Genomic DNA, 25,803 nt, shown 5'->3' on the forward strand with positions numbered 1-25,803 from the left:
CGACGACGCGAGCGGTGGAGGAGCGGCTGGACGTCTGCGTGACCGCCCTGATGGGCGCACGGGGCTGAGCCGGGGCGGGCCCGGTAGATTCACTCCCCCACCACCGACCGAGGGAGCACCCGTGCCCGACCGGCCCAGCCTGCTGTACGTGACCGACCTGGCCTACCCGGCCCGCGGACGGCGGTACGGCGACGAGGACGTCTTCCTCACCTCCCGGCTGCGGGAGTGGTTCGACCTGGCCCTGTGCCACCCGCTGGACGCCCGGGCCCTGATGGGGCGCTTCGACGCGGTCGTGGTGCGCAACAGCGGTCCGGTGCTGCACTACCGGGAGGAGTACGCCCGTTTCCGCGACCGGGCCCTGGCCGACGGCGTGCGGGTCTACAACCCGCTGACCGGGCGGGGCGACATGGCCGGGAAGGGGTACCTGCTGGACCTGACCGAGGCGGGCCGCCCCGTCATCCCCACGGTCGACCGGCCGCAGGACCTCGACCGGCTGCCCGCCGCCGACCGCTACGCGGTCAAGCCCAGGGAGGGCGCGGACAGCATAGGCCTGCGCTTCCTCACCCGCGACGAGCTGGACGGGCTCGACGCGTGGGGCGAGGTGCTGGTCCAGCCGCGGATCGACTTCCGCTACGAGGTCTCCTTCTACTTCGTGGACGACGCCTTCCAGTACGCCCTCCACGCGCCGGATCCGGCCCGGCGCTGGGTGCTGGAGCCGTACGAGCCGAACGCGGCCGACCTCGCGTTCGCGCGGAGCTTCGTCGACTGGAACACGCTCGCCCACGGGATCCAGCGGGTGGACGCCTGCCGCGCGCCGGACGGGAGCCTGCTCCTGGTCGAGCTGGAGGACCTCAACCCGTACCTGTCCCTCGACCTGGTAGCCGAGGAGGTCCGGGAGGGCTTCGTCGAGGCCCTGGCGGATTCACTGCACCGCTTCCTGGGCTGACCGGCCGGGGCGGAACGACGGACCGCCGCCCCGGGAGGCGTCTCCCGGGGCGGCAGCAGCGGGCGCGCCGTCAGCAGATCCGCGGCAGTTGCTCGCCCATCGGCAGGTCGACCACCCGGGTACCGCCGAAGCCGGTGCGGGCCACGACCATCCCCGGGTGCTCCTCGACGCACTCGCCGATCACCACCGCCTCCGCGCCGCGCGGGTGGGCGCGCATGGCGGCGAGCACGGCGTCCGCCGGGCCGCGCGGGACGAAGGCGACGAGCCGGCCCTCGTTGGCGATGTACATCGGGTCCAGGCCCAGCACCGCGCAGGCGTTGGCCACCGGCTCCGGGACGGGGACGGCGGCCTCGCTGAGCACGACGCCCACTCCGGCGGCGGCCGCGATCTCGTTGAGCGCCGCCGCCAGGCCGCCCCGGGTGGGGTCGCGCAGCACGTGCAGGTCGGCGGTGGCCGCGAGCATCGCCTCGACCAGGCCGCCGAGCGCCGCGCTGTCGCTGCGCACGTCGACGCCGAACTCCAGTCCCTCCCGGACGCTCATGATCGCCACGCCGTGCAGCCCGATCGGCCCGCTGACGATCACCACGTCGCCGGGCCGGGCGCGCTGCGGGCGGATGTCGACCCCGGCCGGGACGATCCCGATGCCCGCGGTGTTCAGGTAGACGCCGTCCCCGTGCCCGGCCTCGACCACCTTGGTGTCCCCGGTGGCGATCTCGACCCCGGCGGTGCGGGCGGCGGCGCCGAGCGCCCTGGCGACCCGGTCCACCACGGCCATCTCCACCCCCTCCTCCAGGATGAAGCCGCAGGACAGGTAGGCGGCCCGGGCCCCGCTCATGGCGAGGTCGTTGACCGTGCCGTTGACGGCGAGGTCGCCGATGCAGCCGCCGGGGAAGAACAGCGGCCGCACCACGTAGGAGTCGGTGGAGAAGGCGAGCCGGGCCCCGCCGAGCTCCAGCACCGCGGAGTCGCCGAGCCCGGCGAGCACCGGGCCGCCGAAGGCCGGCACGAAGAGGTTCTGCACCAGTTCCGCGGACAGCGCCCCGCCGCCGCCGTGGCCCATCACCACCCGGGGGTGGTCGCGCAGCGGCAGCGGGCAGCTCCAGCCGGAGAAGTCGGGCCGACCGGCGTCCGGTTCGGCGGACGGTCCGGCGAGCGGTCCGGCGAGCGCCTCGGTGAGCAGTTCGGTGTCAGCCAACGCGGCTCGCCTCCTGGGTCTCCTGAACGTCCTGCATCCGGACGGACGTCGCACCCGGCACGCCGAGCCGCCGGTACAGGTAGTACGCCGCGCACGCCCCCTCGCTGGACACCATCGTGGCGCCGAGCGGCGTGCGCGGTGTGCAGACGGTGCCGAAGGCCTCGCACTGGTGGGGCTTCAGCAGCCCCTGCAGCACCTCGCCGCTGCGGCACTCGGCGGGTTCGCGGGTGGTGATCCCCGAGACGTCGAAGCGGTGTTCGGCGTCGTGGTCCCGGTAGCGGGGCGAGAGCCGCCAGCCGCTGCGCGGGATCACCCCGATGCCCCGCCAGGCGCGGTCGCCCACCTCGAAGACGTCCTCCAGCATGGCGCGGGCCGCCGGGTTGCCCTCGGGGCGGACGGCCCGCGGGTAGGCGTTGTCGACGGTGTGCTCCCCGCGCTCCAGCTGCCGTACGGTGCGCCGGATGCCTTCCAGGATGTCCAGGGGTTCGAAGCCGGTGACGACGATCGGCACCCGGTGGCGCTCCGCGAGCGCCGGGTACTCGTCGGTGCCCATCACGCTGCAGACGTGTCCGGCGGCGAGGAAGCCCTGGACCCGGCAGTCCGGCGAGTCCATGATCGCCTCGATCGCGGGGGGCACCCGGACGTGGGAGACCAGCATGCTGAAGTTTCGCAGCCCCTGCTTCCTGGCCAGGTGGACGGCCATGGCGTTCGGCGGGGCGGTGGTCTCGAAGCCGATGCCGAAGAAGACCACCTCCTTGTCCGGGTTCTCCCGGGCGATCCGCAGGGCGTCGAGCGGCGAGTACACCACCCGGACGTCGCCGCCCTCACCGCGCACCCGGAACAGGTCCCGGTCGGTGCCGGGCACCCGCAGCATGTCCCCGAAGGAGCAGAAGACCACCCCCGGCCGGGCGGCGATCGCCAGTGCCCGGTCGATCATCTCCAACGGGGTGACGCACACCGGGCAGCCCGGCCCGTGGATCAATTCGACTTCGTCCGGCAGGAGTTGGTCGATGGCGTGCCGGATGATGCTGTGCGTCTGGCCGCCGCAGACCTCCATCAGCGCCCACGGCCGGGTGACCGTCGCCCTGATGTCGGCGAGCAGCCCGGCCGCCAGCTCGGGGTTGCGGAACTCCTCCAGGTACTTCACCGTCCGGCCTCCTCGGTCTCTTCCGCCGCTCCGACCGCACCCGCCGCCGCCCCGGCGGCCTCCCACGGGTCGCCGAACTCCTCCTGCAACAGCCCGAGTTCCTCGAAGAGGGCGAGGGTACGCCGGGCCGACTCCTCGTCCAGGCGCTGCAGCGCGAAGCCCACGTGGACGATCGCGTAGTCCCCCACCGCCAGGTCGGGCAGGTACTCCAGGCAGACATCCTTGATCACGCCGCCGAAGTCCATCACCGCCATCCTGGTCCCGTCCCGCTCGCCGATCTCCGTCACCCTGCCGGGCACCGCCAGGCACATCCGCGCTCACTCCTCCCGGGTGGCCGCCGACCGGGCGGCCACCATCAGCTGGCCCAGTGCCAGCCCTCCGTCGTTGGGCGGCACCCGGCGGTGCCGCAGTACGGTGAAGCCGTCCTCCCCGAGCCCGCTCGCGCAGGCGGAGGAGAGCAGCGCATTGGCGAAGACCCCGCCGCTGAGGGCCACGGTGGTGGTGCCGTGCCGTTCCCGGACGTCGGCGCAGATCCGCCGGACCAGCTCGGCCACCGCGCCGTGGAAGCGGGCGGCGACCAGCCCGGCGGGCGCACCCGCGGTAACGTCGGCCACCACCGCGGCCAGCACCGGCCCGGGGTCGGCGATCCAGCCGTCCGCCCGCGCCGACAGGCCGAACGCGTAGCCGCCCGCCCGCTGCGCCGCCCCGCGCACAGGACCGTCCTTGCGGCCGAACTCGCAGGCCGCCGCCTCCAGTTCGATCGCCGCCTGGGCCTCGTACCCGGCCCGCTGGCAGATCCCGGCGAGCGAGGAGACCGCGTCGAACAGCCGGCCCATGCTGGAGGTCGGTGCGCAGTTCAGCCCCCGATCCAACTGGCGCTCCAGCAGCCGTAGTTCCTCGCCCTCGCAGGCCCGGACCGGCGGCAGCTGCGGCAGCCGGGGCAGCCCGGCCGCGCGCAGGTGGGCGAGCGCCGTCCGGTAGGGGCGCTCGACGGCCGCGTCCCCGCCGGGCAGCGGCACGTACCGGAGGTGGGCGAGACGGCGGAACCCGTCGTAGTCCGCCAGCAGCACCTCGCCGCCCCAGATCGCGCCGTCCTCGCCGTAGCCGGTGCCGTCGAAGGCCACCCCGAGCACCGGCCGGCCGCCGTCCAGGCCGTGTTCGGCCATCACCGCGGCGATGTGGGCGTGGTGGTGCTGGACCCGGTGCACCGGCCGGCCGGCGGCGGTCCGCTCGGCGTGCCGCAGCGAGCGGTAGCCGGGGTGGCGGTCGGCGGCCAGCAGTTCGGGCCGTACGCCGCTGACCGTGCCGAGCTGCTCGACCGCCCGCTCGAAGGCCCGCAGGGTGGCCAGGTCGTCCATGTCGCCGATATGGCCGGACAGCCAGGCGTAGCCGTCCCGGGCCAGCGCGAAGGTGTTCTTGAGGTCGCCGCCGACGGCCAGGACGGGGCGGACGGGCACCGGCAGCGGGATCGGGAGCGGCGCGTACCCGCGCGAACGGCGCAGCGGAAGCTGTTCGCCGTCCACCACCCGCACCACGGAGTCCTCGCAGGGGACGTGGATCGGCCGGTCGTGGGTGAGCCAGCCGTCGACCAGCGGGGCGAGCCGCTCCAGCGCCTCCCGGTCCTCGGTGACGATCGGCTCGCCGGAGAGGTTGGCGCTGGTCATCACCAGCAGGTCCGGCCCGGGGGCGGCGAGCAGCAGGTGGTGCAGCGGCGTGTACGGGAGCATCACCCCGAGGTCGGGGCTGCCCGGGGCCACCGCCTGGGGCACCGGCAGGCCCGTGCGGCGGAGCAGGACGATCGGCCTCACGGGCCCGGTGAGCAGTTCCCGCTCGACCGGGTCGACGGGCAGCAGGCGTTCGACGGTGGCGAGGTCGCGGGCCATCACGGCGAAGGGCTTGTCGCCGCGCCGCTTGCGCCGGCGCAGCAGGGCGACGGCCGCGGTGTCGCGCGCGTCGCAGGCGAGGTGGTAACCGCCGATGCCCTTGACGGCGAGGATCGCGCCCTCGGCGAGCAGCCGTCGGGCCTCCGTGAGGGCCTGTTCCCCGGCGAGTCCGGGGCGTCCGGGCACGGTCAGCGCGAGTGCTGGCCCGCAGGCGTGGCAGGCGACGGGCTGGGCGTGGAAGCGGCGGTCGGCGGGGTCGGTGTACTCCCGGGCGCAGTCCGGGCACATCGGGAAGCCGGCCATGGTGGTGTTGGCCCGGTCGTACGGGAGGCCGGTGACGATGGTGTGCCGGGGGCCGCAGTTGGTGCAGCTGATGAAGGGGTGCCGGTGGCGGCGGTCGGCCGGGTCGGCGAGTTCGGCCAGGCAGTCGGCGCAGACGGCGGTGTCGGGCGGGATCAGGGTGGTGCGGGGGCCGTCGGGGCTGGACGGGACGATGCGGAAGCCGGTGGCGCCGGTGGTGGCGAGCGGCGCGTGTTCCACCGAGTGCACCTGGGCGAGCGGCGGCGCGTCGCCGGCCACGCGCCGGCAGAAGGCGTCCAGGGCGTCCGGGCTGCCCTCGACCTCGGCCAGGACGCCCTCGCCGGTGTTGGTGACGGTGCCGGCCAGGCCGAGTTCACCGGCCAGCGTGTGGACGAACGGGCGGAAGCCGACCCCCTGCACCAGGCCGCGGACGGCGACCCGCCGCCGCTCGCGGTCGAGCCCGGGGTGACCGGCCGTCACGCGCGCTCCCCCACGGCGGAGCGGCCGTGGTGGTGCCCGTGGTCGTGATCGTGATCGTGCCCGTCCCCGCGCTCATCCCCGTCGTCGTGCGCGTGCCCGTGGTCGTGCGCGTGCCCGTGGTCGTGCGCGTGCCCGTGGTCGTGCGGCGCCGCCGACATCACCGGCCGGTGCGGCTCGGCCCCCTCCAGCACGGCCAGCGCCCGGTCCAGCAGCGCCCCGACGCCCTCGCCCGTCCGGGCGGAGGTGTTCAGCACCGTCACCCCGGGGTTGACCCGCTGGACGTTGGCCAGGAACGCCGCCTCGTCGAACTCGGCCGCCGCGGCGAGGTCCGTCTTGGTCACCAGCACCAGGTTGGCCAGCCCGAAGGCCGTCGGGTACTTGAGCGGCTTGTCCTCGCCCTCGGTCACCGAGGCCAGCACCACCCTCAGCGTCTCGCCGAGGTCGTAGGAGGCCGGGCAGACCAGGTTGCCGACGTTCTCCACGAACAGCAGCCGGCACTCGGCCGGCAGCCAGCCGTCCAGGTGCCCGGCGAGCATCCGCGCCTCCAGGTGGCAGAGCCCGTCGGTGAGCACCTGCTTCACCGGGGCGCCCGAGCGGGCCAGCCGGCGGGCGTCGTTCTCGGTGGCGAGGTCGGCGGTCAGCGCGGCGACCTCCACCCCGCGCCGCCGGGCCAGCCCCAGCTCGGCCTCCAGCAGCGCGGTCTTTCCGCTGCCGGGGCTGGACAGCAGGTTCACCGCGACCGTCCCCCGCGCCTCCAGCGCCTCCCGCAGCCGGCGGGCGCTGTCGTCGTTGCGGGCGAGGACCGCCTGACGGAGGTCGACCGTGCGGCACATCGGCATCAGCCTTTCTGTTCGGCCCGGACGTCCCGGACCTCGGCCCGGACGTCCCGGGCTTCGGCCCACTGGACGTCGAGGATCTGCAGTTCACGGCCGGACAGCAGCTCGACGCCGCCACCGCCGGAGCAGCTCGGGCAGCCGAGGTCCGGCGGCATGCCGACCGCCCACTCGACCGCGCAGGGGGTGCAGCGGGCGCGGGCCGCGACGGATTCGGTGTCCAGCACGGCGCCCGCCACCAGCGTTCCGGTGCAGGCGAGTTCGAAGCAGAAGTCGAGGGCCTCGGGCACCACGCCGGCCAGCTCCCCGACCCGCAGACGCACCCGCGCCACCCCGGGGGCCCCGTGTTCGCGCGCGGCCGTGTCCACCTGCTCGACGACGGCTTCGGCGATCGACATCTCGTGCATGGGTCCCTTCCCGGAGCGGGCGGCAACGCGCCCCATTACAGGGCGCGGTGGCGGCGTCGGCCCGCAGCCGCGCCGCCACCGCACGCGGGGCTGCGCCATTCGCAGCAATCCGCTCCCCACCTCGGATCACATCCGGTCACATCGGCTCACACGGCTCACACGGCTCACATCCGGGAGATGTGCAGGTACCGCTTGATGTCCGGCAGGCTCTGCCAGACCAGTGCGCCGATTGCCGCCAGCAGGGCGACGCAGAACAGTTTCCTCAGCATGGTGTTGTCTCCTTCTCCGGCTGCGCGGCCTCGTCCACGACCCGCAGGACCACTCGGACCGCCTCCTCCACGGCGGCGGCGACGGGCTCGCTCAGCCCGATGCCCTCCTCCAGCGACGCCGGCTCGCAGCCGACCACCAGCACCCGTTCCGGCGGCTCGCCGCCGGTGCCGGCGGCGAGCGTGGCCAGCAGCGCCAGTACGGCGTCCGGCCCCATCCGGTGCCCGTCCAGGACCGGCACCTCCAGCGGCTCTCCGGTGTCCGCCTCGATCAGGTAGACGGTGCCGGGCGCCCCGCCCCGGCAGGTGGCGTCCACCAGGACGGCGGTGCGGTAGCCGTCGAGCAGCCGGTAGGCGAGGTCCACGCCGCGCACGCCGACGTCGGCCAGCTCGACGCCGGCCGGCAGCGGGTGGGCGGACAGCCGCCGGACGGTCTCGACCCCGAAGCCGTCGTCGCCGAGGAAGATGTTGCCCACCCCGGCGACCAGCACCGTCGAGCCCGTCGTCACGATCCCTCCAGCGGTGTGACCTCGTCGGGCTGGAAGTAGCGGAACCGCCCCTGGGCCCGCCACAGGTCGGCGCCCGGGTCGTCCTCCACGGTGACGGCCAGGTGCACCGATCCGTCCAGGTCGTGCAGCACGGCCTCCACGACGCCGGTCCGCCCGTCCAGGAAGAGGTCCTGGGCGTCGGTGCGCCGCCGGCCGGGCCGCAGCAGGACCCGGCTGCCGGCGCCGACCTCGTGGCCGTCGACCAGCACCCGGTCCCGCTCGGGGTCGACCGCCGGGTCGTCGCCCGGGTCCCACCAGGGCTGTTCGCCGCCGTCGACGGCGCCGCCGCCGGTGACCTCGCGCAGCCCGCGGATGGCCCCGTGCAGCCGCTCCAGCACCTCGGGGGGCATGGACTCGGCCAGGTCGATCACCGCGCCGGCCCGCTCGTCGGTGCCGCGGGCCTCCCGCTTCTCCTCCTCGGTCAGGGCGGCCGTCCGCAGCGCCAGGATCTCGTCGATCTCGGTGGCGTCGTACAGCGTGCCGAGGCTCTCCGGGGCGATCCGCGGGTGGTCCTCCAGGATGATCGGCGAGGACAGCATCACCGAGCGGTCGCCGTCCGGCCCGGCCAGCACCGGCCAGGTGCGCTCGTTGCGGCACCGCTCGACGGCCGGGCGGGCCCACTCGGGCGGGTCGGTGACGGACAGGAAGCGTCCGTGCTCCAGCCCGAGCAGCAGGTGGGCGGAGACCAGCGAGTGCGGCAGGGCCTGGTCGCGGGTGGCCCCCCGCGGCGGTCTCCAGGGGGAGGTGTTCTCCACCTCCACGGTCAGCCGCTGCGCCCGGTACGGGCCGGGCAGTTCCTCGGCCCGCAGCCAGACCAGGCCGTCGACCTGTTCGCGCCGTCGCACCACCCGGCCGACGACGGCGCCGTCCTCGTGCACCAGACCGGTTTCGCCGACGCCCGGCAGCCGGAACGGCCGCTGCACCCCCTCGCCGTCCACCTCCTCGACCGGGACCAGGAGTTCGACCCTTTCCTCGGCGCCCTCGTCCCACTCGACGAGGTCCCGGTCGGCCAGCTCCAGGCGCTCCACCGACTCGAAGCCGGCGGCGGTGGCCCGTTCGACGGTGCGCCGCTGGACCCGCAGGAAACGCAGCTCGACCGCCAGCAGGTCCCCGCCGCGCGCCTCCATCAGGCACTCGGTGCGCTGGTGGGAGTGCTCGCCGCCGACCGCGGTGTACTCGGGCGGCACCAGGACGCCGAACTGCCAGCGCAGCCGGTTCTTGGCCGCCGAGGCGCGGTACGGGTAGAGCACGTAGCCCTCCAGCAGCACCGCGTCGGCGACCTGCCGGGCGGCCGTGAAGCCGCGCTCGATCCGCTCCGGGAAGCCGCTCACCGGACCGTCCCCCCGATCGCGGCCGCCGCGAGCAGCTCGCGCACCGTCGCCTCCCAGGAGGGCAGGGCCCGCCGGGAGCGGTAGGCCAGCAGCTCGTCCATGACGTCCTCCGGCAGCCGCAGCCAGCCGCTGCCGGGGAAGTGCCGGTCGATCGCCTCCTGCCAGACCCGCACCGGCATCCGTACCCGGGCCTCCCGGTCCCAGGGCACCGGGCTGACCTGGAAGCCGCCGGGGCCGGAGAAGGCGGTGCCGGAGAAGAGCAGCAGCAACGGCACCTCGCCGCCGTCCAGCGCCCGGAAGTAGCGGGCCGAGGCGACCTCCTGGTCGTAGGTGCAGGGCACCGAGAGGTCGATCTCCGTGCCGCCGGTGAAGCCGGGCACCAGCAGCGGCACGGTGGCGAACTGGACCGGGTTGAGCGTGGTGGCCCAGCGCTGCCGCTCGCCGAACAGGTCGGTCAGCCGCTCGCCCTCGGCGTCGCCGTACGGCCGGCGGCCCGGTTCGATCCGCAGCTGGCACTGGAGGGCGAGGGCGTGCACCCGGGTGTCGGCCGGGGCCGTGATGCGCAGCCGGAACACCAGGGTCGGCCCGGCCGCGTACGGGTCGGACCGCACGCCGGTGCAGGCGAAGGCGAGGGCCGTCACGCCGTCACCTCCGCCCGCAGCGGGCGGGCCCGGTCGGCCAGCCGCGCGAAGAACGCGTCGAGTTCGGCCCGTGCCTCGGCGCCGCCGTCGAAGCCGTGCCAGCACCGCCGCAGCCGGCCGACCAGCTCGTAGCAGACGTCGATCGGCACCAGGAAGCACGTCACGCGTTCCTCGGTGCGGCGCAGCAGCAGCGCCTCCACGTCCGGTTCCAGGGCGTCGGCCAGCCGGCTGCCCCCGAGGGCGCGCTGCCAGGTCGCCTCGTCCAGCTCACTCTCGGTGGCGCCGGCCGGGCCGGGGTAGAAGGCGAGCAGCTGGTCCATCACCGTGTTGCGGAACAGGAAGGCGGTGCCGACCGGGATGCCCAGCACCGACCAGGCCTGCTGGTCCAACTCGCGGGCCGGATCGGCGAGGTAGCGGTCCGGCACGGTGCGGTAGCGGCCGCCGGCCGCGCCCGGCTGCTGGAACAGCAGGCTGCAGGCGGTGCAGGCGCAGGCCAGGGCGCGCTCCTCGACGTCCACCAGGTGGCGGTGGCCGGCGGGCAGGTCCCGGCCGCAGAACGCGCACTGCTCGGGGCGCGGCGGGGCCGGTTCGCGCAGCCGGTGCAGCAGGGCGGTCCCGTCGCGGGAGATCCGGCGGGTGTTCATCGGGCCTCCGCCGGCTGCGGCGGGCGGGTGCCGATCTGGAGCAGTTGCGGGGCGCGCTCCAGTTCCACGGCGGTCACCTCGGGCGCGTGGCAGGCGAGGACGGCCTCCACCTCCTGTTCGCCGCAGCCGCAGCCGGTGGCCGTGCGGCGCAGCCGCAGGACGCCGGTGGCCGGGTCGAAGCCGGCCACCTCGACCCGCTCGGACAGGGCGGCCAGTGCCCGGTCGATCCGGGCGGGGAGGTCCTCGGGGTGCAGGTCGTGCAGGAGCAGCACCCCGGCGACGGCCGGGTCGTCCAGCATCCGGTCCAGTGCGGGTGGGGGCAGCGCCGGGACCATCCTGGCCAGGCCCTGGCCGTAGAACTCCATGAGTTCCCGGACCAGTTGCTCGCCCGCCTGCTCGGCGCCGCTGCCGGCCAGGGCGTCCAGGGCCTCGTGGATCCGCTGCCCGGTCCGCTCGGCCGTCATGCGGTGAGCCCGCTCAGGCCGGTGGGCACGTGCATGGTCTGCACGGTGCGCCCGCCGCCGACGTACATGTGCACGCCGCAGGGCAGACAGGGGTCGAAGCTGCGCACCGCGCGCATGATGTCGATGCCCTTGAAGGTGTCCGGGGGGTTCTCCTCGAAGATCGGGGTGTTCTGCACCGCGTCCTCGTACGGGCCGGGCGTGCCGTAGCTGTCCCGGACGCTGGCGTTCCACGGGGTGGGCGGGTACGGGTGGTAGTTGGCGATCTTGCCGTCGCGGATCACCATGTGGTGCGAGAGCACGCCGCGCACGGCCTCGGTGAAGCCGCAGCCGATCGACTCGTCCGGCACCTCGAAGCGCTCCCAGGTCTGGCTGCGCCCGGCGCGGACCTCGTCGAGCGCCTTCTCGGCGAAGTGCAGGGCGGCGGCGGCCGCGTACGCCTGGAAGTACGTGCGGGCGCGGTTGCGCTCGATGGCGTTGCTCCACTGCGGGATCTTCCACTCGAAGGTGACCTCGGGCTTGGTCATCGAGCGGGGCAGGTTGATCTGCACGCTGTGGCCGGTGGCCTTGATGTAGCCGATGTCGACCAGTCCGGACAGGGCGGTGGACCACAGGCGGGCGATCGGGCCGCCGCCGGTGTCGAGGGCGAGGTGGTCCTTGCCGTCGAACCAGCGCGGGGACATCACCCAGCTGTACTTGTCGTCGAAGTTCCGCTTCTGCGGGGCGGGGATGGTGTGCTGGTTCCACGGGTGGCGGGGGTCGACGGGGTTGCCCAGCGGGTCGTGGGTGACGAACAGGTCCTTGCCCTGCCAGTCCTCGTAGTAGGAGCTGCCGAGCAGGATGCGGATACCCAGGTTGATCTGCGTCAGGTCGTTGGTGACGAGCTTGCCGTCCACCACGACGCCGGGGGTGACGAACATCCGTCGGCCCCAGTCCGTCATGTTGCGGTAGGTGAAGTCGCAGTGGTCCGGGTCGTTGAGGCTGCCCCAGCAGCCGAGCAGGACCCGGCGCCGGCCGACCTCCTCGTAGCCGGGCAGGGCCTGGTAGAAGAAGTCGAAGAGGTCGTCGTGCAGCGGCACGACCTTCTTCATGAACTCGACGTAGCGCATCAGCCGGGTCAGGTAGTCGGTGAACAGCTGCACCGTGGCGACGGTGCCGACGCCGCCCGGGTAGAGCGTGGAGGGGTGCACGTGGCGGCCCTCCATCAGGCAGAACATCTCCCGGGTGTAGCGGCTGACCTGGAGCGCCTCGCGGTAGAACTCGCCCTCGATGGGGTTGAGCGAGCGCATGATGTCGGCGATCGTCCTGTAGCCGTGGTCGCCGGCGTGCGGGGCCTCGGTGCGCTCGGCCTGCTCCAGGACGCCGGGGTTGGTCTCGCGGACCATCTTCTCGCAGTAGTCGACCCCGACCAGGTTCTCCTGGAAGATGTTGTGGTCGAACATGTACTCGGCGGCCTCACCGAGGTTGATGATCCACTCGCCCAGGTGCGGGGGCTTCACCCCGTACGCCATGTTCTGCGTGTAGACCGAACAGGTGGCGTGGTTGTCGCCGCAGATCCCGCAGATCCGGCTGGTGATGAAGTGGGCGTCGCGCGGGTCCTTGCCGCGCATGAAGACGCTGTAGCCGCGGAAGACCGAGGAGGTGCTGTAGCACTCCGCGACCCGCTTCTGCTTGAAGTCGATCTTCGTGTGGATGCCCAGGCTGCCCACGATGCGGGTGATCGGGTCCCAGGACATCTCGGTCAGGCCGCTGCCGTCGCCGGCCGCCCTGGTGGTCGGTGTTGCCATCGTTGCTGTCGTGTCCTTGTCTCTGGGAGCGGGCCCCGGCGAGCGGGCGGGGGGTCGTCGAGCGGGCGTGGGCCGTCGGCGGCCGCACACCGGGCGGTGTGCGGCCCTGCGACGGTCACCAGGGCGGGCGGTAGCCCGTGGTCAGGTGGCGGCCGGAGTGACGCCACTTCGGTTCCTTGTCCAGCGTGTTCAGCGTGATCGCGCGCAGCCGCCGGATCAGCGCGCCGTACGCGCTGCTGGCGTTGGTGGAGACCCGTGAACCGGGCGGCGGGTCCATGAAGGGCATGAACTTGTCCGGGAAGCCCGGCATGGTGCAGGCAATGCAGATGCCGCCCACGTTCGGGCAGCCGCCGATGCCGTTGGTCCAGCCGCGCTTGGCGACGTTGCACTTCACGACCGGGCCCCAGCAGCCGAGCCGCACCAGGCACTCGGGCGTGCCGTAGTCGGTGGCGAACTGCCCCTGCTCGTAGTAGCCGCCGCGGTCGCAGCCCTCGTGCACGGTGGCTCCGAACAGCCAGGCGGGCCGCAGCTTGTCGTCCAGCGGGATCATCGGCGCGGAGCCGGCCAGCTGGTACAGCAGGTAGGTGAGCGTCTCGGCGAAGTTGTCGGGCTGGATCGGGCAGCCCGGCACGCAGACGATGGGCAGCCCGGCCTTGGACTTCCAGTCCCAGCCGAGGTAGTCCGGCACGCCCATGGCGCCGGTCGGGTTGCCGGCCATCGCGTGGATGCCGCCGTACGTGGCGCAGGTGCCGATCGCCACCACGGCGGTCGCCTTCGGGGCGAGCCGGTCCAGCCACTCGCTGGTGGTGATGGGCTGACCGGTGGCGGGGTCGTCGCCGAAGCCGCACCAGTAGCCCTCCTTCTTGATCTTCTCGTTGGGGATGGACCCCTCGACGACCAGCACGAACGGCTCGATCTCGCCGCGGTCGGCCTTGAAGAACCACTCGACGAAGTTGTCCGCGCCCTGGACCGGGCCGCACTCGAAGTCGATCAGCGGCCAGTGCACCGCGACCTTGGGCAGGCCGGGCAGTGCGCCGGTGACGATCTCCTCGATGCTGGGCTGCATCGCGGCGGTCAGCGAGACGGAGTCGCCGTCGCAGCTGAGGCCCGCGTTGATCCAGAGAATGTGCACCACGTCGGTGTCGGTGGTTGCAGCTGTTGCAGTCGTTGCAGCTGTTGCAGCACCCATGAGGATGCCTCCTCGGGGATGGGAGCCTGAGGGAATGGCTCGAAGCCAGTCATAGCAACGGTCCGGGCCGGGCGCCGGTCCGCGCGGCCCGCGCCGGGCCCCGGGGAGGCAAGCCGGGCGGGGCCGTTCGGGTCACGGTCGCGCGGCGGGCCCCGTCGGCACCGGGCGCTTGTGGACGAACGCGGAACGCAGCGCGTGATACGGCGATTCGGGTGTGAAGAACTGCCGGTGCATGACCGCGAGCTCCTCCTCCCGGTAGGCGTCGAGCGGTTTCGTCCGCTCGTCGGCCTCGCGCGCGGCCTTCTTCGCCGCGATCCGCTGGTGGGCGGTGGGCGAGGCGGCGAGCAGCCCGGCCAGGTGGGCCGTGGACGGCCCGAACTCCTCCGGCCCGCAGGCGAGCACCCGGTCGACCAGGCCGATCCGCTCGGCGGTGGCCGCGGAGACGGGCAGCGCCTGGCGGGTCAGCCGCTCGGCCGCCGCCGCGCCGAGGCGGCGCGGGAGGCTGTACGTCCAGTACTCGGACCCGTACAGCCCCATCAGCCGGTAGTGCGGGTTGAGGACGGAGCCGCCGCGGCACCACACCTCGTCCGCCGCCAGCGCCAGCATCACCCCGCCGGCCGCCGCGTTGCCCCCGACGGCGGCGACCACCAGCCGGTCGGTGGTGGTGAGCACCGCGTCGACCAGTTCGTCCATCGCGGTGATGTTGTCCCAGGACTCGACGGCCGGGTCCGCCGCGGCCTCGATCACGTTGAGGTGGATGCCGTTGGAGAAGAAGTCCCGGCCGCCGCCGAGCACCAGCACCGAGGTCGGGCGGGCGACGGCGAAGCGGTAGGCCGCCAGCAGGCGGCGGCAGTGGCCGGTGGACATCGCGCCGCCCGGGAAGGAGAAGCGCAGGAAGCCCACCGGGCCGTCCTCCTGGTAGCGGAGGTCCGACCAGACGGGGCCGTCCTGCTCGCCCGGCATCAGGGGCGCCGCCAGCTCCGGCAGGGCGGGGAGCAGGCCGCCGAGCGCCGTCACGGCGGGGAGCTTGACGCCCGCGGGGCCGCCGGGGGTGCGGCGGCGCAGTTCGGGGATCCACACGGCACCGTCCGTGGTGGCCCGGCACAGGGCCCCGGCCCGGGTGGCGAGCAGGTCGCCCGGGCAGCCGCGCAACACCGGTTCGCGGTGCCCGCCGTGCAGGTACCAGGTGCCGCCGCACAGCTCGTCGAGCACCCCGGGCCGGGAGTCCGCGGCGCGGAGCCTGCGCAGCACCGCCTCGGTGCTGTCGGCCGCCCAGTCGATCCGGCGCTCCTCCTGGCGCAGGACGGGCCGGGTGCGCACGGCACCGCTCCAGCCGGGGCCGGACTGCGGCTGCGGCGCGTACGTGCCCGAGGCGACGCGCTCCACGGCGAGCAGCGCGGCCGCCACCGCCGCGTCGGCGACCTCGTTGCGGTAGAGGTCGCTCTTGCCGTACTCCGGCAGCCGGCAGGGCGCCGAGGCCCAGACCGGCCCGGCGTCCATCTCCGCCTCGGCCTGGAGCACGGTGACGGCCCATTCGGTGCGGCCGTCCTGGATCGCCCGGTCGAGGGAGGAGGGGCCGCGGTCGCCCGGCGGGCCGGGGTGGACGATCAGGCAGGTGAGCTGCGACCAAAGCTCCCGCGGGATCGCGGTGCGCAGCATCGGGGCGAGCACCAGGTCGGGCTTGAGCCGGCGCACCGCGTCGAGCAACCCCTCGTCGTCACCGGCCAGTTGGAGGTCCACGGTGTGGCGCCGGTCGCGCAGTTCGGCGTGCAGCCGCTGGCTGAGGCTGTTGAACGCGCTGGCGAGGAGAAGAATCCGCATGTCCGCCTCCGACGGGGGGTGCTCCGGGAACCCGGTGATCATCGCTTCCGCCCTCGCGGCCCCCCGCCGCGTCCGGCATGTCGCGCCGCGCGTTCACCCGAGCGGCCGGAGCCGGGCGACGGCGCCGAGCGGGTAGCATGTAAGCTATGAATCCAGCGAGCGACCCTTACGAGCTTCGTCCCGGCGTGCCCACCGTCGAGGTCTTCCGCCGCCTGCGCACCGACGCCGGCCTCTCCGACAAGGCCCCCGAGGCGGTCGCGCTCGCCCTCCCCAACACCTGGTACGGCGTGGTCCTCCACCACGAGGGCGAGCCCGTCGGCATGGGGCGGATCATCGGCGACGGCGGCACCGCGTTCCAGATCACCGACATCTGCGTCCACCCCGCGCACCAGGGCCGCGGCCTCGGCAAGCGCATCATGGCGGCGCTCACCGAGGAACTGGAGCGCCGGGCCCCCGCCACCGCGTACGTCTCGCTGATCGCGGACGGACCCGCGCGCTTCCTCTACGAGAAGTTCGGCTTCGCGGACACCGCCACCCACGACTCGATCGGCATGTACCGGCTGATGGGCGGCCGCTGACGGCCCCTCGGCCGGTTCGACGGCCCGAGCCCGGCGGCCGACGGGGCGTGTCCCCGGTCGGCCGCCGGGCGGGGGGTCACAGCGGCAGGACCTGCCAGTCGCCGAAGGCGGTGGCCGTCGTGCCGGTGCGGAAACGGACGCGGCCGTCCGTACCGACGGCGAACACGTGGAGCACCCCGCCGCCGTCGACGATCGCGGTCGGGAAGTCGAGGACGGTGCCGCCGAGGTCCTGCCAGGTGTCGTAGCCGGAGTTCGGGGCGGTCTGCGCGATGGTGCTCACCCCGCCGCCGCCGTTGCGCTCGAACAGCACGACCCGTCCGCCGAGGGTGGCCGCGGCCGGCTCGCCCACTCCCCCGTGTCCACCGAGGGGGGCCGGTGTCCGGCTCCACGAACCGCCGCCGGGCCGGGTCTGGTGATGTTCCCCGCGGTGACGAACACCGTGACGGACGGCGTGCCGTTGGCGAGCGCGTTGGACAGGTCCGGGTTCATGAACAGGATGTCGTCGTCCTCGTGCGCGACGACCTGCAGGAACAGCGGCCCGTCGCCGCCGGCCACCGGCATGCCCGCGGCCGTGCCCGTGCCCTCGGCCGCGACCGCGCGGGTCGCGCTCCCCCTGGCCAGGACAGGTGCGGCGAGGGCGGTGAGCGCGACGGAGGTGAGTAGTCGCCGTCGTCCGATTGCCATGCGATTCCCCCCACTTCGAGATCGGCATGTGATCACGCCACGAGGAGGCCAACCCATGATCGGACGGACGGTGCCATCAGCCGCATTCCGCGTATTCGCCCCAGAGGAAAGGCGATTGACGGACCGTCAGGCCGACTCGGGGGACGGGTCGCCGAGCAGGTCGGCGACCAGGCGGCGGGCGTAGTCGGGGCCGAGGCCGGCGGGGCGGAAGAGGATCCGGTACATCAGGGGGGCGACGAGGCGGTCCATGGCGGCCTCGACCCCGGGGGCCTCCTCGCCGCGCGCACGGGCGCGGGCGAGGACCAGGGCGAGCTGGTCGGCGGCGTAGGCCGAGCACTGGCCGGCGTTGCCGCCGTCCGGGTCACCGAGGAGGGCGTCGCGGACGTAGGCGCGGCCGGAGGCGGAGGCCATCTCGTCGAGGAACTGCTCGGCCCAGGCGGTGAGGTCGGCGCGCAGGCCGCCGCGGTCCGCCGGCTCGGTGTCGGGGCGCAGCCGCTCCACCGCGACGTCGGACAGCAGCTCGGCCAGGTCGCCCCAGCGGCGGTACACCGTGGACGGGGTGACACCGGCCCGCTGGGCGACCATCGGCACGGTGAGCGCCTCGCGGCCCACCTCCGCGAGCAGCTCGCGCACCGCGGTGTGCACCGCCTCCTGGACCCGGGCGCTGCGCCCGCCCGGGCGGACCATCTGCCGAGGACTCATACCGTCATCCTAAAGCGGCGCCTTTGCGTCACGGCGGGCCCGGGCGGGCCGGGACCCCGGGCGCGGGCCCGGCACGCCCGCGGCCGGCTCGGACCACCGGCGCGAGCGCCCGCGCGGGCTGCGTCCGCTCGAAGGCGTGGCCGACCCGCAGCAGCGTCCGTTCGCCGAGCGGCCGCCCGAGCAGCTGCAGGCCGATCGGCAGGCCCGCCGCGTCGTGGCCGGCCGGGACGGACAGCGCGGGCACGCCGGTGACGTTGGCCGGGGCGGAGAGCCGGACGTAGGCGTCCGAGACGCTCTCGGTGGTGCCGTCCGGCCAGCCGACCACCTCCTGGCCGACCCGCACCGCCGTGGTCGGCACGGTCGGGGCGGCGATCACGTCGACCTCCGCCAGGACCCGCGCCCACGCGTCCCGGATCAGCGTCCGGGCGCGCTGGGCGCGCAGGTAGTCGCCCGCGCCGATCAGTTCGCCGGCCTCCAGCAGGACCCGGACGTCGGCCTGGTACAGCTCGGGGACGGTGCGCAGCGTGCGCGCGTGGTAGGCGGCGGCCTCGGGCGCGGTCAGGCCCCACAGGGTGGGCACCAGGTAGCGGGCCATCGGGATCTCCACCTCGACGGGCCGGGCGCCGAGCGCCTCCAGCTGCTCGACGGCACGGTGGACGGCGGCGGCGACCTCCTCGTGGACGTGGTCGACGTAGTAGGCGTTCGGCACGCCGACCCGCACGCCGGTCAGGTCCGGCTCCCGCTCGGGCCGGTAGTCGACGGCGGGGGCGGCCAGCGAGGCGGGGTCGCGCGGGTCGTGCCCGGCGAGGGCGGCCAGGACCAGGGCCGCGTCCTCGACGGTGCGGGTGATCGGGCCCACGTGGTCGAGCGACCAGGACAGCGAGGTGACGCCGTGGCGGGGCACCAGTCCGTAGGTGGGCTTGAGGCCGACCACCCCGTTCAGCGCGGCGGGCACCCGGATCGAGCCGCCGGTGTCGGTGCCGAGGGCGAAGGTCGCCGCCCCTGCGGCCACCGCGGCGGCGGACCCACCGCTGGATCCTCCGGCGACCCGGTCGCGGTCCCAGGCGTTGCATGTCTGCGGGGTGGTCAGGCCGTAGGCGAACTCGTGGGTGTGGGTCTTGCCGGCCAGGACCGCGCCGGCGGCCCGCAGCCGGGCGGCGACCGCGCTGTCGGCGGTCGCGCGGTGGCCGTCCCGGACCCGGGAGCCGGCACCGGTGGGCGTGCCGGCGACGTCGATCAGGTCCTTGAGTCCGACCGGGATGCCGTGCAGCGGCCCCCGGTACCGGCCCTGGGCGATCTCCTGCTCGGCCCGGCGCGCCGCGTCGCGGGCCTGTTCGGCGGCGACGGTGGCGTAGGCGCCGAGGTGCGGCTCCACCCGGTCGATGCGGCCGAGGACGGAGTCGACCAGTTCCACGGGGGACAGCCGCCGCTCCCGGATCCGTGTCGCGGCGGCGGCGAGGCTCAGTTCATACGGCTGCATCGGGCCGCTCCCCCGCGTCGAGGTGCTCCGCTTCCGCGCGGTAGGCGGCGCCGGGCGGGGTGTCCCCGAAGTCCAGTTCCCGCAGGACGGCGACGACGGACTGGATGTGTTGGGCGGTGGCCGCCACCGCGGCGTGGCGCTCGGGCGGCAGGTCGAGTCCGGCCCGGGCGGCCCGGTGGGCGGCCTCGGACGGGGCGAGTTCGGCGGAGGACATGGGCGCGCTCCTGATCGTGGGCGGCGGGGCGGGTTCGCGCAGGCGAGGCACCCCGCACCAAAAGCTAAGGGTTTGCGTTAACACGACTGTAGGTTCTAGGGTCCCACTAACGCAAACGAATGGCTTTTACAGTGGAGGAGCCGGCCCCGTGCCCAGTACCCCTACCCCCTCCTGGACGGTCGGCGACGTCACCGTCCACCGCATCGACGAAATCCCGCTGCCGCCCGCGACCGGACGGTGGCTGCTGCCCGGCGCCACCCCCGGGACGGTGGCCGGCCAGGACTGGCTGCACCCCGACTTCGCCGACGCCGACGGCACGCTGCGCCTGGACAGCCACAGCTTCGCCTTCGACCTGGACGGGCTGCGGGTACTCGTCGACACCGGCATCGGCAACGGCAAGCAGCGCGCCAACCCGGCCTGGCACGACCTGCGCACCGACTACCCGCGGCGCCTCGCCGCCGCCGGATTCCCGCCGGACTCCGTCGACCTGGTGGTCCTCACCCACCTGCACGCCGACCACGTCGGCTGGAACACCCGGAAGGTGGACGGCGCCTGGGTGCCCACCTTCCCCCGCGCGCGCTACCTCACCACCCGCGCCGAACGGGAGTTCTGGGCCGGGTACGCCATGGACGAGGCGCGCGCCGTGATGTTCCACGACTCGGTGCTCCCGGTCGAGCGGGCCGGCCGGCTGGACCTCGTCGACGTCCCCGCCGGGGGCCTGGCGATCGCCCCGGGCCTGCGCCTGCTCCCCACCCCCGGCCACACCCCGGGGCACGTCGCCGTCGAACTGACCAGCCGGGGCCGCACGGCGGTGATCACCGGGGACTGCCTCCACCACCCGGTCCAGCTCGCCCACCCCGCCATCGGCGCCTGCGTCGACATCGACCCGCAGCGCTCCGAGGCCACCCGCCGCGCGCTGCTCGACTCCCTCGCCGGCACCGACACCCTGCTGCTCGGCACCCACTTCGCCCCGCCCACCGCCGGCCACGTCGTCGCCCACGGGGACGCCTACCGGCTGCGGCCCGTCGCCCCGGCCTGAGCCGACGGAGCGCGACGGCCGAGGTGCGGCCCGACGCCACCGGCGAGCGGCCCCGGGGGCCTGCGCCCGGTCCCGCCCGCAGCGGGTCGGGGCCGGCGCGGCCCCTCGGCGCCGACGGAGCGCGCCGGGTCCCCACCGGGCGGAACCGCCGGGCCGGCGCGCCGTCGGTTCGCTCCCGCTCCACCTCCCGCCCCTCAAGTCGGCCCGTGCGAGCGCCGGTCCGATCGTCTGATGAGCCGTACGCTCAAAGGCACCCGCTTCGCCGAACGGGGTCGGTGCCCGCCCTCCCGGGTGCGGGCGGGACGATGCGACGGCAGGAGGAGTTGAGGACGCTGGAAATGGTCAACGATCCTTTCGGACAAGGGTGGTCGCACCTCGCCGACCTCGCCGTCGCCCTGATCCTGGCCAGCGCGATCGGCCTGGAACGGGAGATCAGACAGAAGGCCGCCGGACTGCGCACGTACACGGTCGTCGGCCTCGGAGCGGCACTCTTCACCCTGGTGAGCAAGTACGGCTTCAGCGACGTGGTCCAGGCCGGAGTGGTCTCACTGGACCCTTCCCGGATGGCCGCCCAGATCGTCTCCGGACTGGGCTTCATCGGCGCCGGCGTGATCTTCGTCCAGCGCGGCTCGATCCGGGGGCTGACCACGGCCGCCACCGTCTGGCTGACCGCCGCGATCGGCACGGCGGCCGCCGCCGGCCTGCCGCTGCTCGCCACCGCGGCCACCGCGGCCTACTTCTTCGTCGGCTACGTGCTGCGACCCCTCACCCACCGTCTGCCGCGGCTCGGCGCCCGCCCGGTGAGCTGCCACGTCACCTACACCCAGGGGCAGGGCCTGCTCCGCCTGCTGCTCGCCCGGATCACGGCCGAGGGGTACTCCGTCGCCGAGCTGGCGACCGTCGACCGGGCCGCGCCACCGGGCGAGGACGGCGGCGGTGCCGACGAGCGGGTCACGGAGGTGTCCATCAGTCTGCACGGCCGGGGGAACCCGTCCGTCCTCACCGCCGAACTGGCTCGGATCCCCGGCGTCCTGGCCTGCGCGATCAGCCACGCCGAGGACTGAGGCCGGCTCCGTCCGCCGGCTCCACCGGGGGCGTTCGGACGGCGAGCAGGGCGGTGTCGTCCGTCAGCCGGCCCCCGGTGTGCCGGACCACCGCGGCGGCCACCTCGTCGACCAGGCGCCCGGGGTCGACCACCCCCGGGGCGTCGGCCAGCCGGTCCAGGTGGGCGCGCAGCGAGAAGAAGGCGCCCGTACGGTCGCGGGCCTCGGTCACCCCGTCCGAGACGATCAGGACCGTCTCGCCCGGGCCCAGGCGCAGCCGCCGCACCCGCGGCAGCCCGCCGGCCAGCTGGGCCAGACCGATCGGGGCCCCGTCGCCCGGCGGCAGCTGCCGCACGCCCGCGGGGCCGAGGACGTGGGGGCTGTCATGGCCGAAGTTCACCACCTCCACCTCCCCCGGCGCGTCGGAGGGGAACCAGAGGACCACCGCCGTGGCGAACCGCTCCTCCCGCTCCCCCAGCCGCTCCGCCAGCGCGTTCTGCCGGTACAGCCGCTCCTCCATCCAGCCCGCCACGGTGGCCAGGTCGCGCTCGTGGAAGGCGGCCTCCCGGAAGCAGCCCACCAGGGCCGCCGCCGCGGAGACGGCCGGCAGGCCCTTGCCCTGGACATCACCGAGGATGACCCGCGCCCCGAACGGCGTGGCCAGCACGTCGTAGAAGTCGCCGCCCACCCGGGCCTCGACGTCCGCGGCCAGGTAGCGCGCCGCCGAGTCCACGCCGCCCCACCCCGGGGGCACCGGGCGCAGCACCACCTGCCGGGTGGTCTCGGCCGCGCCCTGCAGATGGCGGACGTAGGCGGCGGCCCGGGCGCGGAAGACGCTGATCGGCACCGAGAAGACGGCCCCCGCGATCACCAGCAGGAAGTCCTCGATCCCCTGGGACTTGCCCCAGATGCTGTCCAGGGCGGGGTAGGCGGCGATCGCGAGGAGGGCGAACAGCCCGGTGGCCGCCGGCCCGCAGAGCCCGGCCGCCACCACGGGGACCATCACCAGCCAGCTCACGGACGCGAACGTCGCGGGCGTGGCCGCGTCCACGCCCACCACGAACGCGAAGACCGCCAGGGGCACCAGCCAGGAGCGGTGGCCGTACCGGATCAGGAACGGCATCCGCTGCCCCGGCTCCTCCACCGAACGTGCCCGCAAGCCGCCCTCCCCTTCTCGGGACCTCCCCCCGACCTTCGGGCACTCCGCGCGGCGCGCGGGCGCCGGGCGGGAGGTTGCGCCCAAGGTAAGGGGCCCCGTCCCGGCACGGGCGGTGCCCCGGCCCCGCGGCTGCGGCGGTCGCACGTTCGGCCCAGTCCCGGCACCGCTCCCGGCCGTCCGGTCGGGCCCGGCACCGGCTCACGGCGGGCGGGTCGCGGCGGGCGGGTCACCGGTCGCGGCTGCCGGGTGCGGCTTCGGCGTGCGGCTTCGGCGTGCGGCTTCGGCGTGCGGCTTTCCGGGTGAAGGGGCAGGGTGGTGCCGTACGGACCTGCCCGGACCGGTCGGCGCACCCGCGTGCCCTGGCCACCGGCCGAAGGAGGCGCCATGCGCACCCGGAAGATCCCCCGTCGGAGCCTGGCGCTGGCCGCGGCCCTCGCCGCCGTGCCGACCGCCCTGCTCACCGCCCCGTCCCAGGCGGCGACCGGCACCCCGACCGCGGCCGGCGCCCCGCCGACCGGCTTCGTCGAGCTGCCCACCTCCTCGCTGTCGCCCGACCACGCGCAGCGGGTGATCACCGTCTCCTACCGCAACGACTCCTCGGCCGACCGCACGGTGGCCCCGCAGGTCCTCATCGAGTCCCCCGCGAACGGGCCCTTCCTCGATCCGGCGAGCATCCGGCTCGAAGCGCTCTCCTCCGACGGCCACTGGCGCACCCTGCCGCTCGCCAGCCAGACCGGCACCCTGTACACCCGGCTCGCCTCGGCCAAGCTCGTCCTGCACAGCCACCACACCCTGACCGAGCGCTACCGGGTCACCGTCGTCGGGACGGCCCCGGCCCAGGGGACGGTCGAGCCCCGGGTGGCCCTCTACGGCTGACGCACGGGCAACGGGCCGCCGCGCACTGGGCACCGGCGGCCCGGGGCCACGGCCGCCGGGTCACCGGGCCGCCGGGCCGCCGGGTCAGGGCAGCTGCACCGGGGTGAAGGTTCCGGCCGGGGTGCCGGCCAGGGCGCCGTCCATGGCGTCGCGCCAGATCGGGCCGGCCAGGGTGCCGCCGAAGGCCTGGCCGACCACCGTGCCGCCGATCCGCTGACCGTCCAGCGGCTTGGGGTTGTCGGTGTCGCTGACCACCGTCGCGCCCGCCATCTCCGGGGTGTAGCCGACGAACCAGACCTGGCGGCTGTCGTTGGTGGTGCCGGTCTTGCCCGCGCTGTCCCGGCCGGTGAGGCCGGCCGTCCGGCCGGTGCCGTCCTCCACCACGCCCTTGAGCATCGCGCTGACCATGTCCGCGGTGCCGGCCGACATCGCCGCCGAGCAGTTCGCCTGCGGCACCGCGAGCTGCTTGCCGTCGGGGCCGGTCACCGAGGTGATCGCGGTGGGCGCGCAGTACGTGCCGTGGGCGGCGAAGGCCGCGTAGACGGCCGCCATCCCCAGCGGCGTCAGGTCGTTGCTGCCGAGCGTCATCGACGGGACCACCTGGAGCTTCTCGCCGCCCGCCTGCTGGGTGATGCCCAGCCTGTCGGTCATCCGCGCGACCGAGCACAGGCCGGTGTCGGCCTCCAACTTCGCGAAGTAGGTGTTGACGGACTGTGCCATGGCCGACTTCATGTCGAACCGGCCGGTGAGGCTCTGGCTGTCGTTGTGCACCTGCCCGGCGGAGGGGAACCGGCCGCCCGAACAGTCCGTCATGGCCGGCCACGGCATGCTGTAGTCGGTGGTGTAGCTCTGGTCCGCCGGGATGCCGCCCTCCAGGGCCGCCGCCGCGACGATCGGCTTGAAGGTCGAACCGGTCGGGAACCCCAGCCCGCCGCCCATGGCCTTGGGGACGTTGTAGTTGATCTGGGTCCGGTGCTGCTTGTCGTCCACGCCGTACGGCCGGCTCTGGCCCATCGCCAGGATCTCCCCGGTGCCCGGCCGGACGATGCTCATCGCGGTCGCCGCCTGGTCGCCCGCGTCGACGTGGCCGGTGACCGAGGCCTGCAGCGCCGCCTGCGCCCCGGGGTCGAGCGTGGTGCGGATCTGCAGGCCGCCGCGCTTCCACACCGCCTGCCGCTCGGCCGCCGACTTCCCGAAGACCGGGTCCGTGAGGACCACGTCGCGCACGTAGTCGCAGAAGAACCCCTCGCCCTGCTTGGCCAGGATGCACCCCTGCTGCGGCGCCTGGACGTTCAGCCCGAGCGGGGAGTCGATCGCCTGCCGGGCCTCCTCCTGGGTGATGTGCCCGTACGCGGCCATCTTGCGCAGCACGGTGTCCCGCCGCTCCTTCGCCGCCGTCGGGTTGACCACCGGGTCGTAGCCCGTCGGCGACTGCACCAGGCCGGCCAGCAGCGCGGCCTGCGGCAGGGTGAGGTCCGCGGCGTGCACGCCGAAGTAGCGCCGGGCGGCCGCCTCGACGCCGTACGCCTTCTCGCCGAAGAAGGTGATGTTCAGGTAGTTGGTGAGGATCTGGTCCTTGCTCAGGGTCTCCTCGACCTTGATCGCGTACTTCAGCTCCTGGATCTTGCGGCCCACGGTCTGCCGCTGCGCCTCGGCGACCTTCTGCGGGTCGTCGCCCGCCTCCTCCACGAAGACGTTCTTCACGTACTGCTGGGTCAGCGTGGACGCCCCCTGGGCGGTGGTGCCCGAGGAGGCGTTCTTGTCCAGGGCGCGCAGCACGCCCTTGAGGTCGATCGCGCCGTGCTCGTAGAAGCGGTTGTCCTCGATGTCCACCAGCGCGGTCTTCACCAGCGGGGAGATCCGCTCCGCCGGGACGACCGTACGGTCCCGGTCGTACACGGTGGCGATGGTGCCGCCCCGGGCGTCGAGGACGGTCGAGGCCTGGGACAGCGGCGGGGTCCTGAAGTCGTCGGGCAGGCTCTCGAAGTCGTCCGCCGCCGACTGCGCGCCCAGCCCGACCGCCGCCACCGCGGGGAGCACCGTCCCCGCCGCCACCACCCCGGCGATCACGCTCACCGCCACCAGCCGCGTCCCGTGCCCCAGCTTCCCCATGCCCGCCACCACCCGCCGTTGTGCCATGACGGGTGAC

At 74.4% G+C, this 25,803-nt stretch carries 27 protein-coding genes; 5 read left to right on the forward strand and 22 right to left on the reverse strand.

Going from position 1 to position 25,803, the window contains the following annotated elements; all coding sequences use genetic code 11:
* The first annotated feature begins 121 nt into the window (after positions 1 to 121).
* Complete coding sequence (locus ACZ6EM_RS02905) at positions 122 to 946, forward strand: ATP-grasp domain-containing protein (protein WP_401049329.1); 825 nt, start codon at positions 122 to 124, stop codon at positions 944 to 946.
* 70 nt (positions 947 to 1,016) lie between these two features.
* Here ACZ6EM_RS02905 and hypE read toward each other — a convergent pair whose 3' ends face one another.
* The 15 genes from hypE to ACZ6EM_RS02980 form a co-directional block, all read right to left on the reverse strand.
* The gene (hypE, locus tag ACZ6EM_RS02910; RefSeq protein WP_465771561.1) at positions 1,017 to 2,036 is read right to left on the reverse strand and encodes a hydrogenase expression/formation protein HypE; all 1,020 of its coding nucleotides are present in this window, start codon (positions 2,034 to 2,036) and stop codon (positions 1,017 to 1,019) included.
* 97 nt (positions 2,037 to 2,133) lie between these two features.
* Positions 2,134 to 3,288, reverse strand: coding sequence for a hydrogenase formation protein HypD (gene hypD / locus ACZ6EM_RS02915; RefSeq protein ID WP_401049328.1), 1,155 nt, complete (start codon positions 3,286 to 3,288; stop codon positions 2,134 to 2,136).
* Positions 3,285 to 3,599, reverse strand: coding sequence for a HypC/HybG/HupF family hydrogenase formation chaperone (locus ACZ6EM_RS02920; protein ID WP_401049326.1), 315 nt, complete (start codon positions 3,597 to 3,599; stop codon positions 3,285 to 3,287). Before ACZ6EM_RS02920 ends, hypD begins: the two co-directional genes overlap by 4 nt.
* 6 nt (positions 3,600 to 3,605) lie before the next feature.
* On the reverse strand, positions 3,606 to 5,951 hold the full coding sequence (hypF, locus tag ACZ6EM_RS02925) for a carbamoyltransferase HypF (protein ID WP_465771468.1): 2,346 nt from the start codon (positions 5,949 to 5,951) through the stop codon (positions 3,606 to 3,608).
* Positions 5,948 to 6,784: a hydrogenase nickel incorporation protein HypB gene (gene hypB, locus ACZ6EM_RS02930; RefSeq protein WP_465771469.1), complete on the reverse strand. Its 837-nt coding sequence runs from the start codon at positions 6,782 to 6,784 to the stop codon at positions 5,948 to 5,950. The genes hypF and hypB overlap by 4 nt, the downstream gene beginning before the upstream one ends.
* A gap of 5 nt (positions 6,785 to 6,789) precedes the next feature.
* Positions 6,790 to 7,191 (reverse strand): hydrogenase maturation nickel metallochaperone HypA/HybF, encoded by a 402-nt coding sequence (locus tag ACZ6EM_RS02935; protein ID WP_380542572.1) that lies wholly within the window; start codon positions 7,189 to 7,191, stop codon positions 6,790 to 6,792.
* A 164-nt stretch (positions 7,192 to 7,355) separates the two neighbouring features.
* Positions 7,356 to 7,460 carry a DUF6893 family small protein gene (locus ACZ6EM_RS02940; RefSeq protein WP_380630694.1) on the reverse strand — a complete coding sequence of 35 codons (105 nt, stop codon included), beginning with the start codon at positions 7,458 to 7,460 and terminating at the stop codon, positions 7,356 to 7,358.
* Positions 7,454 to 7,966 (reverse strand): hydrogenase maturation protease, encoded by a 513-nt coding sequence (locus ACZ6EM_RS02945; protein ID WP_401054944.1) that lies wholly within the window; start codon positions 7,964 to 7,966, stop codon positions 7,454 to 7,456. The genes ACZ6EM_RS02940 and ACZ6EM_RS02945 overlap by 7 nt, the downstream gene beginning before the upstream one ends.
* Complete coding sequence (locus ACZ6EM_RS02950; RefSeq protein WP_465771470.1) at positions 7,963 to 9,336, reverse strand: hypothetical protein; 1,374 nt, start codon at positions 9,334 to 9,336, stop codon at positions 7,963 to 7,965. Before ACZ6EM_RS02950 ends, ACZ6EM_RS02945 begins: the two co-directional genes overlap by 4 nt.
* Positions 9,333 to 9,977 carry a DUF6084 family protein gene (locus ACZ6EM_RS02955; RefSeq protein WP_401049151.1) on the reverse strand — a complete coding sequence of 215 codons (645 nt, stop codon included), beginning with the start codon at positions 9,975 to 9,977 and terminating at the stop codon, positions 9,333 to 9,335. Before ACZ6EM_RS02955 ends, ACZ6EM_RS02950 begins: the two co-directional genes overlap by 4 nt.
* Positions 9,974 to 10,621 (reverse strand): DUF5947 family protein, encoded by a 648-nt coding sequence (locus ACZ6EM_RS02960; RefSeq protein WP_401049149.1) that lies wholly within the window; start codon positions 10,619 to 10,621, stop codon positions 9,974 to 9,976. Before ACZ6EM_RS02960 ends, ACZ6EM_RS02955 begins: the two co-directional genes overlap by 4 nt.
* On the reverse strand, positions 10,618 to 11,085 hold the full coding sequence (locus tag ACZ6EM_RS02965; RefSeq protein ID WP_380542589.1) for a thioredoxin: 468 nt from the start codon (positions 11,083 to 11,085) through the stop codon (positions 10,618 to 10,620). Before ACZ6EM_RS02965 ends, ACZ6EM_RS02960 begins: the two co-directional genes overlap by 4 nt.
* Positions 11,082 to 12,869 (reverse strand): nickel-dependent hydrogenase large subunit, encoded by a 1,788-nt coding sequence (locus ACZ6EM_RS02970; RefSeq protein ID WP_359908256.1) that lies wholly within the window; start codon positions 12,867 to 12,869, stop codon positions 11,082 to 11,084. The genes ACZ6EM_RS02965 and ACZ6EM_RS02970 overlap by 4 nt, the downstream gene beginning before the upstream one ends.
* 115 nt (positions 12,870 to 12,984) lie before the next feature.
* Positions 12,985 to 14,058 (reverse strand): NADH-quinone oxidoreductase subunit B family protein, encoded by a 1,074-nt coding sequence (locus tag ACZ6EM_RS02975; protein WP_359908258.1) that lies wholly within the window; start codon positions 14,056 to 14,058, stop codon positions 12,985 to 12,987.
* A gap of 132 nt (positions 14,059 to 14,190) precedes the next feature.
* Positions 14,191 to 15,879 (reverse strand): enoyl-CoA hydratase-related protein, encoded by a 1,689-nt coding sequence (locus ACZ6EM_RS02980; RefSeq protein WP_465771471.1) that lies wholly within the window; start codon positions 15,877 to 15,879, stop codon positions 14,191 to 14,193.
* 146 nt (positions 15,880 to 16,025) lie between these two features.
* Here ACZ6EM_RS02980 and ACZ6EM_RS02985 point away from each other — a divergent pair, with 146 nt between their 5' ends.
* Positions 16,026 to 16,457, forward strand: coding sequence for a GNAT family N-acetyltransferase (locus ACZ6EM_RS02985; protein ID WP_465771472.1), 432 nt, complete (start codon positions 16,026 to 16,028; stop codon positions 16,455 to 16,457).
* A gap of 76 nt (positions 16,458 to 16,533) precedes the next feature.
* Here ACZ6EM_RS02985 and ACZ6EM_RS02990 read toward each other — a convergent pair whose 3' ends face one another.
* From ACZ6EM_RS02990 to ACZ6EM_RS03010, 5 genes are all read right to left on the reverse strand, one after another.
* Positions 16,534 to 16,767, reverse strand: a complete 234-nt coding sequence (locus ACZ6EM_RS02990) for a DUF8189 domain-containing protein (protein ID WP_465771473.1) — start codon at positions 16,765 to 16,767, stop codon at positions 16,534 to 16,536.
* Positions 16,734 to 17,141 carry a hypothetical protein gene (locus ACZ6EM_RS02995; RefSeq protein WP_465771474.1) on the reverse strand — a complete coding sequence of 136 codons (408 nt, stop codon included), beginning with the start codon at positions 17,139 to 17,141 and terminating at the stop codon, positions 16,734 to 16,736. Before ACZ6EM_RS02995 ends, ACZ6EM_RS02990 begins: the two co-directional genes overlap by 34 nt.
* 126 nt (positions 17,142 to 17,267) lie before the next feature.
* Positions 17,268 to 17,843 (reverse strand): TetR/AcrR family transcriptional regulator, encoded by a 576-nt coding sequence (locus ACZ6EM_RS03000; RefSeq protein ID WP_465771475.1) that lies wholly within the window; start codon positions 17,841 to 17,843, stop codon positions 17,268 to 17,270.
* A gap of 28 nt (positions 17,844 to 17,871) precedes the next feature.
* Positions 17,872 to 19,323, reverse strand: coding sequence for an amidase (locus ACZ6EM_RS03005; protein ID WP_465771476.1), 1,452 nt, complete (start codon positions 19,321 to 19,323; stop codon positions 17,872 to 17,874).
* Positions 19,310 to 19,537: a hypothetical protein gene (locus ACZ6EM_RS03010; RefSeq protein ID WP_401054976.1), complete on the reverse strand. Its 228-nt coding sequence runs from the start codon at positions 19,535 to 19,537 to the stop codon at positions 19,310 to 19,312. Before ACZ6EM_RS03010 ends, ACZ6EM_RS03005 begins: the two co-directional genes overlap by 14 nt.
* A 148-nt stretch (positions 19,538 to 19,685) precedes the next feature.
* On the opposite strand from ACZ6EM_RS03010, the gene ACZ6EM_RS03015 reads away from it, so the two are divergent.
* Both ACZ6EM_RS03015 and ACZ6EM_RS03020 read left to right on the forward strand, forming a co-directional pair.
* Positions 19,686 to 20,576 carry an MBL fold metallo-hydrolase gene (locus tag ACZ6EM_RS03015; protein ID WP_465771477.1) on the forward strand — a complete coding sequence of 297 codons (891 nt, stop codon included), beginning with the start codon at positions 19,686 to 19,688 and terminating at the stop codon, positions 20,574 to 20,576.
* 338 nt (positions 20,577 to 20,914) lie between these two features.
* Complete coding sequence (locus ACZ6EM_RS03020) at positions 20,915 to 21,640, forward strand: MgtC/SapB family protein (RefSeq protein ID WP_465771479.1); 726 nt, start codon at positions 20,915 to 20,917, stop codon at positions 21,638 to 21,640.
* Here ACZ6EM_RS03020 and ACZ6EM_RS03025 read toward each other — a convergent pair.
* Positions 21,621 to 22,742: a PP2C family protein-serine/threonine phosphatase gene (locus ACZ6EM_RS03025; protein ID WP_465771480.1), complete on the reverse strand. Its 1,122-nt coding sequence runs from the start codon at positions 22,740 to 22,742 to the stop codon at positions 21,621 to 21,623. The genes ACZ6EM_RS03020 and ACZ6EM_RS03025 overlap by 20 nt on opposite strands.
* A gap of 420 nt (positions 22,743 to 23,162) precedes the next feature.
* Between ACZ6EM_RS03025 and ACZ6EM_RS03030 the strand changes: the two genes are divergently transcribed.
* A complete protein-coding gene (locus ACZ6EM_RS03030; RefSeq protein WP_452177548.1) occupies positions 23,163 to 23,654 on the forward strand; it encodes a signal peptide protein in 492 nt (163 codons plus the stop codon).
* An 84-nt stretch (positions 23,655 to 23,738) separates the two neighbouring features.
* On the opposite strand, the gene ACZ6EM_RS03035 is transcribed toward ACZ6EM_RS03030, so the two are convergent.
* Positions 23,739 to 25,793: a transglycosylase domain-containing protein gene (locus tag ACZ6EM_RS03035; protein WP_465771481.1), complete on the reverse strand. Its 2,055-nt coding sequence runs from the start codon at positions 25,791 to 25,793 to the stop codon at positions 23,739 to 23,741.
* Positions 25,794 to 25,803: the final 10 nt, after the last annotated feature.

This window comes from Kitasatospora sp. NPDC041917 (assembly GCF_055589745.1).